This window comes from Myxococcus sp. AB025B (assembly GCF_006518215.1).
In the GTDB taxonomy this organism is placed as follows: Bacteria; Myxococcota; Myxococcia; order Myxococcales; family Myxococcaceae; genus Myxococcus; species Myxococcus fulvus.
On the sequence record NZ_SRLW01000084.1, the window covers coordinates 21,344 to 34,077 of the forward strand.

A 12,734-nucleotide genomic window follows, 5' to 3' on the forward strand; every position below is an offset into this window, starting at 1 on the left:
GCCGATTCCCGCCACGTCCTCCGGGCCTAGATTCCGGGGGGCCGAAGGCGGGGAGCATGGGGATGAGCCTGGAGAACCTGGTCGTGCTCATCCCGCCCCTGTGCTGGGGCATCCAGCCGCTGCTCGTCGCGAAGGTGGGCGGGCGGCCCAAGCAACAGGTCCTGGGCAGCACGCTGGGCGCGCTGGTGCTGGCCCTGGTCGCGCTCAACGTCGTCTCCCCGCACCTGTCGCGCACGGTGGTGCTGGCGGGCTTCGCCTCCGGCGCCTGCTGCGCGGTGGGGCAGACGAACCAGTTCCGCTCGTTCACGCTGCTCGGCGTGTCGACGGCGATGCCCGCCATCGTCTGCCTGCAGCTGATCGGCACGTCGCTGATTGGCGTCCTGGTGTTCCACGAGTGGCCCACCACCGCCAAGGTGGCGCTGGGGACGACGGGGCTCGTCGTGGTGATGCTGGGCGTCGCGATGACGTCCTACAAGGAGGTCCGCGACACCGCGAGCCCCGCCCAGCGCAACGCGGGGCTCACGGCGCTCCTGCTCTGCGGCGCGGGGCTGGTCGCCTACGTCATCATCCCCAAGTGGTTCGGTGTCAGCGGCTGGGACGCCATCCTCCCCCAGTCAGTGGGGCTGTTGACGACGGCCTTCCTGCTGTCACTGCGTGGCGAAGGCCGGCCCTTCGTGAAGAAGACCTGGCTCAACATCCTCCCCGGCCTCATCTGGGCGACGGGCAACCTGGCGCTGCTGCTGGCCGACGAGCGCGTGGGCGTCACCACCGGCTTCACCGTGTCGCAGATGGGCGTCATCATCTCCACGCTCGGCGGCGTCTTCCTGCTCGGCGAGCACAAGACGCGCAAGGAGCTGGTGCTCGTCTTCATCGGCGTCGCCCTGGTGATTGCAGGGGGCGTCCTCGTGGGGCAGGCCCGCGACTGACGGAGGCGCCTCCGGGTCCGAGCCCCTCCTCCTGGAGCAGTGGCACACCGCCATCCGCCTCCAGCGGAAGAACGACCCCGTGAAGGCGACGGAGGACCTGCGCCGGCGGGTCGACGCGGGACACATCCCCCCGACGAGCACGAGTCGAAGCGAACCGAAATCCTGGCCCGCCTGTGAGGCCGGGACGTCAGACGGGCAGCCCCTCGACCTCGAGCGCCTTGCGCACCGCGGGACGCGCGAGGTGCGGCCCATGCCTCCGCCCTCGGTGGAGTACGCGCTGTCCCCGCTCGGAGAGGAGCTGGCGCCGGTGCTCCACGCCATCGTCCGGGTGGGAATCCAGCTGCGCGAGGTGCCCCTGCCCCCACATCGCCACGAAAGGCCCACCCGCCGCGCGCAAAGACAGACCTGCCCCCCGTGAAGTGGACCCCAGGTCCAAGTGCCGCCTGGTCAATGCTTGTCACGCCTGGAACCCGACAGCCTCCTTGCCCCCAGGTGTCGGCCCCCACGGCGCCAGGGCACGTATCCGTATGCTGTATGCCCATCAACCCAAAGGGGCATTCATGCGTCGTCACGTGTCGGGCTTCGTCGCGGGGCTTCTCGTCACCGCGGGGTGTGGTGTCGGACCGGAAGCGCTGGAGCCGGAGCCAGGGGCCTCGACGAGCCCGGCGGAGGTCGGCGCCACCGAGCAGGGACTGCTGACGCTGGTGACCTGCGGAGGCACGGTCATCTCCACCTTCGACCCGCCCCTGAAGAACGAACCGCAGGACGTGGTGGCCTCGGCGGGAGGCGTGCTGTCCAACTGCCTGCTCTCGGGACTGACCGCCACCTTCGTGCCTCGGACGGGCCCCATCAAGGCCGCGTCGTGTCTGGACCTCCTGCACTCCAGCTACGGCACGCTGCGGCTCATCTGGAGTGAGCCGGGAAACCCAGCCCCGGGAGAGTCCGAGGTCCTCTTCTCCGCCACCGTCGTCGGGGTGGGAGACGTGGCGACGACCATCACCGACACGGGCACGGTGAGGTCGGGGAGGTTCGCGGGCGCGACCATGGTGCGGGTCAGCACCTACGCGAACGACCTGCTCGGCAACAAGTGCGCCTCGCCAGAAGGGCTCGCCACGCTCAACGGGCCCGTGACGTTCGTCCTGACCAGGCTGTTGTGAGCCCTCGGAAGCACGCCAGTGGAGGCCCCCAGGTGCGCTGAGCCGGCGGGCGGGGCTCGTCGGCGCGGATGCCCCCGATGAGTCCGGCTTCAACGGGACCGGGGCGCCCCCACCCTGCCCCGGCGTCGCGTGTTACAGGGGCGGCATGATTGTCCGCCCGCGAATGCACTGGCTTCGCATGCTCTTCGTCTGGCGTGGCTCGGTCATGCCACGCATCTTCCCCCGGCTCGGCTTCTTCCTCGCGCTGGCGTGCCTGGCCGTCGTCCTGCAGCCGCTGCCGTTCAACCTGAAGTTCAACCTCCGCGAAGGCCCCCTGGGCCTGCTGGGCGTGGCGCTCGCCATCTTCCTGGGGTTTCGCAACAGCACCGCCTACGACCGCTTCTGGGAGGCGCGCAAGCTGTGGGGCTCGCTGCAAATCGTCTCGCGCTCCTTCATGCGCCAGGCCCTCTCGCTGCCCACGCCCGCCCTCTCCGCCGAGGAGCGCCGCGAGGTGACGGACCTGCTCCGCGCGCTCGCCCTCACGCTCAACCACCAGCTGCGCGGCACCCCCGTGGCGCTCGACGCCCTGCCCCCGGGCGTGCGCGAGCGCGTGGAGCAGGCCGGCCAGCGCGCCCCCCGCGTCATCCTGGCGCTGGCGGACTGGGTGGCCCGGATGCGGCGGGAGGGACGGCTGGGCGAGCTGCTCGTCGCCCCGCTCGAGGCCAACCTGGACCGCTTCTCGGAGGTGCTCGGCGGCTGCGAGCGCATCGCCAGCACCCCCATCCCCTACGTCTACAGCGTGATGCTCCACCGCACCGTCTACATCTACAGCCTGCTGCTGCCCTTCGCCCTGGCCGGCAGCCTGGGCTGGTCCACGCCCCTGGTCTCCGTCTTCGTCACGTACACGTTCATCGCGCTCGACATGGTGACCTCCGAGCTGGAGGACCCCTTCGGCACCGAGCCCAACGACTTGCCGCTCGACGCCCTGACGCGGAACATCGAGCGCGCCGTGCTGGAGCTGGCCGGCGAGCCCCTCCCTCCACCCACACGGCCCGACGACAGCTTCCTGCTCACCTGAGGCCCCACCGGTTTTTTCCGGTGTCTCCCGCGCGACACCATATTACGCTCATCATACGTCACGCGGGAGCAGGAACCATGCAGGTGAAGAGCGCACTCGCCTCGGAGGCCGAGGCCAGCGGCGAGCAGAGGGCGGGCGCCGCGGGCGCGGACATCCGGCAGGCGCTGCTGCACGGGCCCATCCTCCCCACGCTCTTGAAGCTGGCGGTGCCCACCACGGTGGTGCTGGTGGCGCAGTCCTTCGTCGGCGTGGCGGAGACCTGGTACGTGAGCTTCCTGGGCACCGACGCGCTGGCGGGCGTGTCGCTGGTGTTCCCCATCTTCATGTTGATGACGATGATGTCCAACGGGGGCATCGGCAGCGGGGTGGCCTCCGCGGTGGCGCGGGCGGTGGGCGCGCACCGCAGCCAGGACGCGGACGCGCTGGTGTGGCACGCGGTGGTGATGGGCGTGGGCCTGGGGCTCGTCTCCACGCTGCTCGCGTGGCTGGGAGGCCCCGCGCTCTACCGCGCGCTGGGCGGCGAGGCGGGGGCGCTGGACGCGGCGGTGGAGTACTCGAACTACCTGTTCCTGGGGGCCATCCCGTTCTGGGTGGTGAACCTATTGGCGGCGGCGCTGCGAGGCGCGGGCAACGTGAAGCTGCCGGCGAAGGTGACGCTGGCGGGCGCGGGGGTCCTCGTCGTCATCTCCCCGGCGCTCATCTTCGGCGTGGGGCCGCTGCCGGCGCTGGGCATCGCGGGCGCGGGGCTGGCCATGGACCTGTTCTACCTGGGCGCCGCGCTCTGGCTCCTCAAGCACCTGGCATCGGGGCGCACCTCGCTGCGGCTCTCGCCCGCGCGCCTGGAGGGGCGGCTGGTCCGCGACATCCTGCGCGTGGGGCTGCCCACGGCGTTCAGCGCGGTGCAGCCGAACCTGACGGTCATCGTCGTCACCGGCGCGGTGGGCCTGTTCGGCGTCGAGGCGCTCGCCGGCTACGGCATCGCGTCCCGGTTGGACTACCTGCTGGTGCCGCTGCTGTTCGGGCTGGGGACAGCGGTGCTGACGATGGTGGGCACCAACGCGGGCGCGGGGCAGCTGGAGCGGGCGCGGCGCACCGCGTGGGTGGGCGCCTGGCTGGGCTTCGGGGTGACGTCGGCCATCGGACTCGTCGTGGCGGTGGCGCCCGGCCTCTGGCTGCACCTGTTCAGCCAGGACCCTGCGGTGCTCGCGCCCGGGGCGCTGTACCTGCGCATCGTCGCGCCGTTCTATGGCCTGCTGGGCCTGGGCTTCGTGCTCGGGTTCGCCTCCCAGGGCGTGGCGCGGGTCTTCTGGCCCGTCGTCGGAGGCACCGCGCGCATGCTCATCGCCGCGGGCCTGGGCTGGCTCGCCGTCTCCCACTTCGGCGCGGGCCTGCCCACCCTCTTCGCGCTCGTCTCCGCCGCCCTCGTCGCCTTCGCGGCCGTGACGAGCGTGGCCACCCTGGCCGGCGCCATCTTCCGCGAGGGGCCCCGGTAGCGCGCTTCATTCCCACGAAGTGACGCGGACAGGGGTGATGGAACATTCCGGCCGGCAAAGGAAGACAAGCCCCGTGTGAGGAATGAGGCCAGGAGCGCCACGATGTCCTGGTAAGATTTGCATCGCATTGAGCGCATGGCCCCTCGCCCGAGCAGCCGGGCGCAGGGTTCCCTCTCGACATCCCATCGGTCCTCGCCAGGATGAGGAGACCATCTCGTCCGGAGATGGCCACACCTCTGACTCGAAAGGATTCGCGATGCGATGGAGCTCCGTCCCCCTGTTCCTGATGGGCGCCGCGCTGATGGGCGGCTGTGGTGGGCCCGAGACGCCGTCCGCGGGTGGCCCCGGTGGCGCCCCGGAGGAAGGCACCCTGATTCCTCCCATGCACGTGGAGACGGGAGGCGCGCCCTCCGGCACCGGCTCCGTCACCGCCAGCGCCATCTGTAGCGACGTGGCGACGTGGGACCCGACCTGGGCCGCGTTCGAGGAGCAGGTCCTCGTGCTCGTCAACCAGAGGCGCGCGGCCGGGGCGACCTGCGGCGGCACGGCCTATCCCCCGGCGCCCGCGCTCACCATGAACGACCAGCTGCGGTGCGCGGCGCGGCGCCACTCCAAGGACATGGGCGTCAACAACTTCATGAGCCACACCGGCTCGGACGGCTCCACGCCCTGGCAGCGCATGACGGCGGCGGGCTACTCCTACCGGCGCGCCGCGGAGAACGTCGCGGCGGGCTACGCCACGCCCACGGCCGTGGTGAACGGCTGGATGGCCAGCAGCGGCCACTGCGTGAACATCATGAACGCGCAGCTCGTGCACATCGGCGTCGGCTACTACAACGCGCCCTCCAGCACCTACAAGCACTACTGGACCCAGGCGTTCGGCGCGCCTTGAGCCTGTCGCACCCGGGCCCGCGCCTCACCGCGGGCCCGGGGCAATGACTGCTCATCCAACGCCGTACCGCGGGATGAGTCAGACCTCACCACCCGTTTGCCAATCAAACCTTCACGCGGCTGTAGCGCTCCTCGCCACTGGCCGGGGGGCCCGCGCTTGCCCATCCTCGTTCCCCGCCTGAGCATCGCCGCGTGCACCTCGACCTGCCGGGTGCGCTTCGACCACCAGGGCCGCATCAGCGGCTCCACCTTCGCGGCCTATACCAGCCCCGGCGCGGCCACCGCGTACGAGCAGGGCTCCTATCGCGTGGACGGCACGTATCTGTTGAACACGAGCGCCAGCAACGGCGGGTTCTTCAACCAGCTCAGTGGCGTGTCCCTGTTCTCCAACGTCGGCACCATCGGCCGCGTGGACTCCTACGGCTACGTGTATGCCTACTCCCCGAACTTCCCCTACTTCGCGTCGGCGTCCATCTCGAATGGCCACTCCATCGCCATCCACGGCCAGTCCTCCTGCCCGAACGGGCCCTATGGCCACGCCGCCGTGTGGACCTACGGCACGTCGCAGGGCACGCCGCAGACCACCAGCCTGCGCAACTCCATCCGGAACTTCTTCCTGAACTGGGGCATCTGGACCAACCCCTGAGTCCTGAAGCGGAGTGATGGCGCCCCGGAGGCCAGCCCGAGCACCTGGGCCGGCCCGCCGGGGCGCCGTCGTCTTCAGCGGCCCGAGGCCTGGGCGTCCACCGCGGCCAGCTCGTCCTTGCTCAGTGAGAGCTCGGCGCCCGCGAGGTTCTCCTCCAGGTGCTTCACCGAGGAGGTGCCCGGGATGGGCAGCATCACCGGCGAGCGGGCCAAGAGCCACGCGAGGGCAATCTGCGCGGGGCTCGCCTGGTGCTTGCGCGCCGCCGCGTCGAGCGCGCCGCCCGGCTTCGCCAGCCCGCCGGTGGCCAGCGGGAACCAGGGGATGAAGCCCAGCTGCTCCTGCTCGCAGTACGCCAGCACCTGCTCGTGCACGCGGTCCGTGAGGTTGTAGCGGTTCTGCACCGACACCACGTCCACCACCTTGCGCGCGCGCTGGATGTCCTCGACGGAGACCTCCGACAGGCCGATGTGGCCGAGCTTGCCCTCCTTCTGGAGCGCCTTGAGCTCGCCCAGCGACTCCTCGACGGGGACCCTCGGGTCGATGCGGTGCAGCTGGAACAGGTCGATGCGCTCCAGCTTCAGGCGGCGCAGGGACATCTCCACCTCCTGGCGGAGGTACTTGGGCGCGCCCACCGGGTGCCACTGATTGGGGCCGGTGCGCACCAGGCCCGCCTTGGTCGCGATGACCAGCCCCTTCGCGTACGGGTGCAGGGCCTCGGCGATGAGCTCCTCGCTGACATAGGGGCCGTAGGAGTCGGCGGTGTCGATGAAGTCCACCCCCAGCTCCACCGCGCGGCGCAGCACGCGCACCGCCTCCGCCCGGTCCTTCGGCGGGCCCCAGATGCCGGGGCCGGTCAGCTGCATGGCGCCATAGCCCAGGCGATGGATGGGCAGCACTCCGCCCAGCTTGAAGACGCCGCTCTTTTCGACAGGTCGTGACGAGGTGCCGCTCATGGAACGCTTCCTCCTGCTCTGAAGGTAGGGCGCCTGGATAACGCCCCTGGAGGACGCCTGCTCGCCGCGATGACGGTCGACGGGGCCTGCGTCCCCCCGGGCCCTCCAGCCAGGGAGCGGGCGTGCTCGACGTGGTGCGTCGTCCTGGGGGCTTGCGGCTCCCCGATATCCTTTTCGACCCCGAGCGTTCCAGCCCCGCCACTGAGTTCTCCGACGCGACAAGGGAGGCCATCGATGCACCGAGCCCTGGCTGGTCTGGTGTTGCTGCTCGCGGGTTGTGCGAGGAACGTCCGTCCCCCCGAGCAGGCCGAGGCCACCCAGCCCGCCCCGCCGCCCGTGGAGCCGGAGCAGCCGAAGTACGAGCACATCTTCCTGATGCCGCCGGAGCGGGCGCTCGCCGAGGCCGCGAAGCTCCTGAAGAACGAAGGTTGGGTGCTCCAGCCCATGGAGGACCCCCGGCTGCTGCTGACCGAGTGGCGTGCGGCGCAGATCGGCACGAAGTCCTGGGGCTACCAGAGCGACGGCGACCACACGCGCTACCTGGTGTCCAGCGAGTCCCTCTCCGAGCGCGAGTGCATCATCCGCATCTTCCGGATGAAGCGCGTCGCCTTCAGCAACGACGTCGAGATCAAGCCCGAGGCGAGCGGCGCCATCCACAACCGCTTCGTGGGCATGAAGCGCTTCGAGGACGAGTTCCGCGCCCGGGGCGCGCCGGTGGAGCTGGCGCAGCGCGAGCGGGACACCGCGGCGTGGGTGGAGCTGGACGGCGCCACGCAGGGGACGCGGGACTTGGAGCTGGAGCGGCAGCTCACCCTGATTCTGGAGTCGCGCCCCTCGCTGGAGACGCTCACCGGCTCGCTGAAGCTGTCGCGGGACGACTCGTTCGCGCGGGATCCGACCTTCTATCTGCGGCGATGGAAGGAGCCGGTGCAGGAGCCCTGTGAGCGCAAGGTCCCTGGGTTCCAGCCGCTGCTGAAGGCGGGGCTCACGGTGCTCATCGGTGAGCAGTTGGGCACGCGGGAGGTGCCGGCGAGCGTGGGAGATTTGATGTGCGAGGCCTCGCAGGCGGGCCATGCCGTCACGCTCGCGCTCACCGTGCCCGACAAGGAGCAGGCGCGTATCGATGCGTACCTGGCGAGCGCGGGCAAGCCGGCGGACCAGGACGCGCTGCTCGGGGGCCACTTCTGGCGCAAGGTGCAGCAGGACGGCCGAGGCAGCCGCGCGATGATGGACTTGCTGGACCGGGCGCGGGCGCTGAAGGCGCAGGGCCGTGCGATTTCCGTGGTCGCGATGGACACGGACATGAGCCAGGGGAAGGCGCGTGACGCGCACATGGCGGGCAAGGTGTTGAAGCCTCGCGCCGCGCGGCCCCAGGACGTGTTCCTGGTGCTGGCGGGCAATGCGCACACGCGGCTCGGGGACGCGGACTGGAACGATGACTTCGTGCCCCTGTCGCGGCACGTGGTGGAGAAGCACCCGGACGTGAAGGTGCTGGAGGTGGGCTACGCGCAGGGCCGCCGCTGGGGTTGTGACGTGGAGCTGAACGGGGACATCACGTGCAACGTGATGGGCATTACCCCAGGCCCGGTGGTGGAGATTCGTCCCCAGACGCCCGTGGGTATCCGGATGCTCCCCAAGGTGCACTCAGAGGGGTTCCACGGCTTCCTGGACGTGGGGGCGCTGACTGTGTCGCTGCCCGCCATCGCGCTGCGAGGACATGAGCCAGAGGCGCCGGCCGCCGAGCCCGCGAAGCCCCAGGCTCCCACGCCAGCGGCCAGTGGGGCGGCGACGACGCCCAGGTCCGCGCCGTAGCTACCGGAGTCGGGGCGCCAGCTCCGGCGCGGGCGGCGCTTCCGGGTGCCAGCCATTCAGGGAGGAGCGCTCGCCGGGCTGGCGCTTCTCGACGCGCCACTCGATGCGCTCGGTTGGGGCGCGCACGTCCAACGAGAAGCAGACCACCCAGTGCGCCGCGTACTGGTCGAGCGGGAAGCGGCTCTGTACCAGCGACTCGCGAATCACCACGCCCCCGGACATCCCGGTGGACCAGCGCACCTCGATGTCGACGGCGACCTTGGCCCGGTCCGAGTCGTCCTTCAGCAGCGTGAAGTGGGGATACATCTCGTGAGGTGCATCGACGACGCGCAGGCCATTGCGGTCCGCGATGTCGACGAGCAGCGGCTGGCAGTAGAGCTCCAGCAGGGACGCGAGCAGCCGTGAATCCAACGTGGCCAACTGCGGCTGGATGACGGGCTCCAGCAGGCTGCGGACGGCGAAGTGGATGTCTTGACGTCGAACCGCCGCGGCGAACTCGGTTTGCAGGTTCACGAGCGTTCCCCCCACCTGATTCCCCGCAGCATTAGTCGAACGCGCCCCTCGCCGCCAGTTCCCGCCGCTTCCGGCCACGAGGGGCTACCCACTTCGCTCAGGCTTCGTTGTCCGGTAGGAGCGCCCGGAGAAGTTCGTCTTCGGGTCCGAGCGGGCACCAGCCGATAGGCGGGGGATTGGCGAGAAGCGCACTCCCTGCCCGGTCAACCCGCTCCCTGTGGGTTAGGGGGGTGTAGGCGAACCACGACCCGAGTCCCATCGCCACTTCGACACGGGATGCGTCGTCCAGCACGTCCGGCCAGCCATTCGGGAATCTCTCGGCCAACTCGCGCACGAGGACGTCACGAACCAAGCGCGTGACCTGATTGCGGTGCTCCGCCTCGTAATCAAGCCACTTAGGATCTGCACGGCAGCAACGTCGTTGCCCATTTCGTCGGCCAAGACGTACAGCGGAACGGCAGGGCGCGACTCAGCAAATGCGGTCAGTGAGTCGTAGCCTCGCTCGCGGACCCATTCGTACAGGCGAGCCTTGATGTTGCCCTGCCAAGCTGCTCCGTCGCTCATCGCCTTCTCCTCTGCATGACGTCCAGATTGACTCGTGGCGGCGCTACAACGTGGTGCCCCGCCTCACCCACTGGCGGGGCCACCATCTCCGGCTCAGGCTTCGTCGTCGGGTAGGAGAATGCGGAGCAGCTCATCGTCGGGGCCCATCGGACGCCAACCGGGCGGCGGCGGATTTGTGCGAAGCGCAGCTCTGGCGTGCTTCACGCGCGCCTCATGCGTCTCCGGGGTGTAGCTACTCCAGCGAGCGAGGGCTTGGGCAACATCGAATCGGTTTGTGTCATCCCGTACAGAGGGCCACCCAGCAGGAAGGCTCGCATGCAGTTCGCGCACGAACTGCCCACGCACCAAACGAGTGACCTGATGGCTTCGCTCCGCTTCAGCTACGAGCCCGCTGAACACCTGCACTCCGGCAACATCGTCAGGCCCCAGTTCCTCGGCCAGTGCCGCGAGCGAAGCAGTCGGGCGTGCCTCGGCAAATGCGGTCAGCGAATCGTAGCCGCGCGCTCGGACGCGCTCATACAGACGGGCCTTCCAGTTCCCCTGCCACGAACGCCCGTCGGTCATCGGCTCGTCCCCTTCATGAACTTCATCGGGATGTCGTACTCCTTCAAGTATCCCGCGATGAGCCTCAAGATCTCGTTCCGCGTCAACCTCTGGCCGTTTTCTGCTTCAGCCTCCCGCAGCACCTTCATGATCATCCGGTTCCACTCCCCGGGCCATGTGCGTCCCAGCCTCCAGTTCCCCCCTCCGTGAATCGCCTCGTGATGGGCCTGCTCCAGGCGGACGCAGAACTGGTCGATGTCCATGTCCCCCTTGAAGCCGCGCTGCTCGAACCACTCGCGGTGCTCCTTCGGCATGACATGGTGCCTTGGGGCCTCGGACATGCCCGCCCCAGCTCTACCCGTCACCCGCATACCGCGCACCTCCGGACTGTCCCCCAGCGCGTCCTTCACGCCCTTGGGCAAGTCCTGGTTCGCCTGGGCCATCATCACCTGCCCACCGTGAATACGGACCGCCGCGCTCACGACGGGAAGAGAGATGACACCCGCCTGCACCAGCCTCCGCATCATCTCCACCCACTCGGCGGAGACGACCAGTCGCGAGCCCGCCATGACGCCGCCCGAGCTCATCACGAGCCCCACGCCGAGCATCGCGGGCGAGGAGGGTGGCGGCCTGGGGAGTGACATCTTCAGCGTGGAAATCAGGGCCAGCATCTCCATCACCTGCACCGCGACCATGACCTTGCCGCCCTGCTCCATGGCCAGGCGCGCGTCTCGCTGAATCACGTCGAACTCATGGGTCAGCTTCCCCATCAGCTCGGGCATCGCGAGTGCCGCCGCCTCCACTCGCGCGGGGTCGCGAGAGGCGAGGTCCGCGAGCGTGGGCTCCATCAAGCCCTGAACGCGGCGGAGGTCCACGAACAGCTTCTCGTCGCCGCACATCGGGCACTCGCGCAGCAGGACGTCGGAGAGCTGGAGGAAGTCCACCCAGGTCGCGAACAGCAGGGCACCGAACATCGCGGACTGGAGCCGTGGGCCCGCCATGCGAAGGAGGGCCAACTCCATCTCCGAGTCCCCGACCTCCGACACGCCCCCCGCCAGCATCGTCGAGCTTCCGAGGGCGCCGCGAATCCACGCCACTTCATTGGTGCCGTGGTCGAGATAGCGCGTGAACGCTCCCCCACTGAGAGCCCTGCCACTGAACACGGGAGCGCTCTTCGCGAGTTTGGAGAACATGGCTTCGGACTCCTTCAGCAAGTCCTTCACCTCGTCGAGGGAGTCAAGGAAGGCTTGCCGCGCCGAGGCGGCTTGCGGGCCTCTGCCTCCGACAGCTCCAGATGCGGTGCCAGGTGCTGCCTTCGTTGCCTCACCTCGTGGCCCGACATGACGGAAGAGGCGCTGCCCAGCCCCAGAGCCCGCGAGGGAGTACGGAGGGGAGCCGGAGGCATGAGGACCTTCGTCACTCAGCACGTCCACCCGCTCGGGAGAGGTCGTCCCGCGAGGCGTGTAGCTCAGCGTTCCACCACGCCCGGGAGCATGCGGCACCGACGCGCATCCCGTGGCAAGCACCGCGACCAGGAACAGGGCGTCAGCGCGCATTGTCCACCCCCAAACCCACCGAGGCGAAGGCACCCGGCCGCAGCGTCCCTTCCGCCGTGGGGAACAGCAGCGTGCCGGCCGTCCCCATCGCGTAGAGCTTCCCGCCGAGGAACCTCCAGCGGACCTCCGCCGCGCCCAGGTAGCGAGCCCCGGGCTTCCCAGCTCCAACCCCGAGCCCCTTCAACGCGACTTCCAAGGCGCGCTCGAAGAGCTGCACCGCCACGCGACCGTCCACGTCGACGCGCCCCCACGAGAAGGCTTCCGCGCCCACCGAGAGGCTCAGGTGCTTGTAGGGCCCTCCGTAACTGACTGCATCCCACTCCACGAGGGCTTCCACGAACGCGGAGTAGCCGTCCGGAAAGTGAGCATCCGCGAGCGGCACGCCATCAGGGCCCGACGCCTGGAAGCGCGCCAGTTCGTAGTCCGCGCCGAAGAAACCTTGCCGGAAGCCACCATGCTGGCGCCTCGCCTCCAGCCTAAGGCGCAGGTTGAACCTCTCGGAGAGGGAGTCCACCCCGCCTCCCATGACAGCGCCCCAAGCACCGCCCTCTCCCGGCTGCCCGCCCCACCCCGCGTTCACGTAGGCCTCCATGCCGGGCCGCACCACCATCACCGCCATGGCA

At 69.6% G+C, this 12,734-nt stretch carries 12 protein-coding genes and 2 pseudogenes; 8 read left to right on the forward strand and 6 right to left on the reverse strand.

Annotated features, from left to right (window positions below):
* Positions 1–62 precede the first annotated feature (62 nt).
* The 7 genes from FL311_RS16260 to FL311_RS16290 all read left to right on the forward strand — a co-directional run bounded on the left by FL311_RS16260 (position 63) and on the right by FL311_RS16290 (position 6,170).
* A complete protein-coding gene (locus FL311_RS16260; RefSeq protein ID WP_228556904.1) occupies positions 63–926 on the forward strand; it encodes a GRP family sugar transporter in 864 nt (287 codons plus the stop codon).
* Between the two features lie 241 nt (positions 927–1,167).
* The gene (locus FL311_RS16265) at positions 1,168–1,344 is read left to right on the forward strand and encodes a hypothetical protein (RefSeq protein ID WP_228556905.1); all 177 of its coding nucleotides are present in this window, start codon (positions 1,168–1,170) and stop codon (positions 1,342–1,344) included.
* Positions 1,345–1,486: 142 nt separating this feature from the next.
* A complete protein-coding gene (locus tag FL311_RS16270; RefSeq protein WP_141326055.1) occupies positions 1,487–2,083 on the forward strand; it encodes a hypothetical protein in 597 nt (198 codons plus the stop codon).
* 145 nt (positions 2,084–2,228) lie between these two features.
* Positions 2,229–3,140, forward strand: a complete 912-nt coding sequence (locus tag FL311_RS16275; protein ID WP_141326056.1) for a bestrophin family protein — start codon at positions 2,229–2,231, stop codon at positions 3,138–3,140.
* Between the two features lie 77 nt (positions 3,141–3,217).
* Positions 3,218–4,633, forward strand: a complete 1,416-nt coding sequence (locus tag FL311_RS16280) for an MATE family efflux transporter (RefSeq protein ID WP_141326057.1) — start codon at positions 3,218–3,220, stop codon at positions 4,631–4,633.
* A 256-nt stretch (positions 4,634–4,889) separates the two neighbouring features.
* Entirely contained in the window at positions 4,890–5,525 is a 636-nt protein-coding gene (locus FL311_RS16285) for a CAP domain-containing protein (RefSeq protein ID WP_141326058.1), read from the forward strand.
* A gap of 156 nt (positions 5,526–5,681) precedes the next feature.
* The gene (locus FL311_RS16290) at positions 5,682–6,170 is read left to right on the forward strand and encodes a hypothetical protein (RefSeq protein WP_141326059.1); all 489 of its coding nucleotides are present in this window, start codon (positions 5,682–5,684) and stop codon (positions 6,168–6,170) included.
* 74 nt (positions 6,171–6,244) lie between these two features.
* Here FL311_RS16290 and FL311_RS16295 read toward each other — a convergent pair whose 3' ends face one another.
* Entirely contained in the window at positions 6,245–7,123 is an 879-nt protein-coding gene (locus FL311_RS16295; protein ID WP_141326060.1) for an aldo/keto reductase, read from the reverse strand.
* 234 nt (positions 7,124–7,357) lie between these two features.
* On the opposite strand from FL311_RS16295, the gene FL311_RS16300 reads away from it, so the two are divergent.
* Positions 7,358–8,935 (forward strand): hypothetical protein, encoded by a 1,578-nt coding sequence (locus FL311_RS16300; RefSeq protein WP_153882689.1) that lies wholly within the window; start codon positions 7,358–7,360, stop codon positions 8,933–8,935.
* Here FL311_RS16300 and FL311_RS16305 read toward each other — a convergent pair whose 3' ends face one another.
* The 5 genes and pseudogenes from FL311_RS16305 to FL311_RS44080 all read right to left on the reverse strand — a co-directional run.
* Complete coding sequence (locus tag FL311_RS16305) at positions 8,936–9,448, reverse strand: hypothetical protein (protein ID WP_194869227.1); 513 nt, start codon at positions 9,446–9,448, stop codon at positions 8,936–8,938.
* Positions 9,449–9,545: 97 nt separating this feature from the next.
* Positions 9,546–10,012 (reverse strand): annotated as a pseudogene (locus FL311_RS45110) (NUDIX hydrolase).
* Positions 10,013–10,105: 93 nt separating this feature from the next.
* Entirely contained in the window at positions 10,106–10,576 is a 471-nt protein-coding gene (locus FL311_RS16315; protein ID WP_141326062.1) for an NUDIX hydrolase, read from the reverse strand.
* The gene (locus FL311_RS16320; RefSeq protein WP_342394547.1) at positions 10,573–11,748 is read right to left on the reverse strand and encodes a DUF2380 domain-containing protein; all 1,176 of its coding nucleotides are present in this window, start codon (positions 11,746–11,748) and stop codon (positions 10,573–10,575) included. The genes FL311_RS16315 and FL311_RS16320 overlap by 4 nt, the downstream gene beginning before the upstream one ends.
* Positions 11,749–12,100: 352 nt before the next feature.
* Positions 12,101–12,734 (reverse strand): annotated as a pseudogene (locus FL311_RS44080) (hypothetical protein); the annotation flags it as partial.

Coding starts and splice junctions, on each gene's coding strand:
- FL311_RS16260 (WP_228556904.1), top strand. CDS start 63: ATGAGCCTGGAGAACCTGGTCGTGCTCATCCCGCCCCTGTGCTGGGGC.
- FL311_RS16270 (WP_141326055.1), top strand. CDS start 1,487: ATGCGTCGTCACGTGTCGGGCTTCGTCGCGGGGCTTCTCGTCACCGCG.
- FL311_RS16275 (WP_141326056.1), top strand. CDS start 2,229: ATGATTGTCCGCCCGCGAATGCACTGGCTTCGCATGCTCTTCGTCTGG.
- FL311_RS16280 (WP_141326057.1), top strand. CDS start 3,218: ATGCAGGTGAAGAGCGCACTCGCCTCGGAGGCCGAGGCCAGCGGCGAG.
- FL311_RS16285 (WP_141326058.1), top strand. CDS start 4,890: ATGCGATGGAGCTCCGTCCCCCTGTTCCTGATGGGCGCCGCGCTGATG.
- FL311_RS16295 (WP_141326060.1), bottom strand. CDS start 7,123: ATGAGCGGCACCTCGTCACGACCTGTCGAAAAGAGCGGCGTCTTCAAG.
- FL311_RS16300 (WP_153882689.1), top strand. CDS start 7,358: ATGCACCGAGCCCTGGCTGGTCTGGTGTTGCTGCTCGCGGGTTGTGCG.
- FL311_RS16315 (WP_141326062.1), bottom strand. CDS start 10,576: ATGACCGACGGGCGTTCGTGGCAGGGGAACTGGAAGGCCCGTCTGTAT.
- FL311_RS16320 (WP_342394547.1), bottom strand. CDS start 11,748: ATGTTCTCCAAACTCGCGAAGAGCGCTCCCGTGTTCAGTGGCAGGGCT.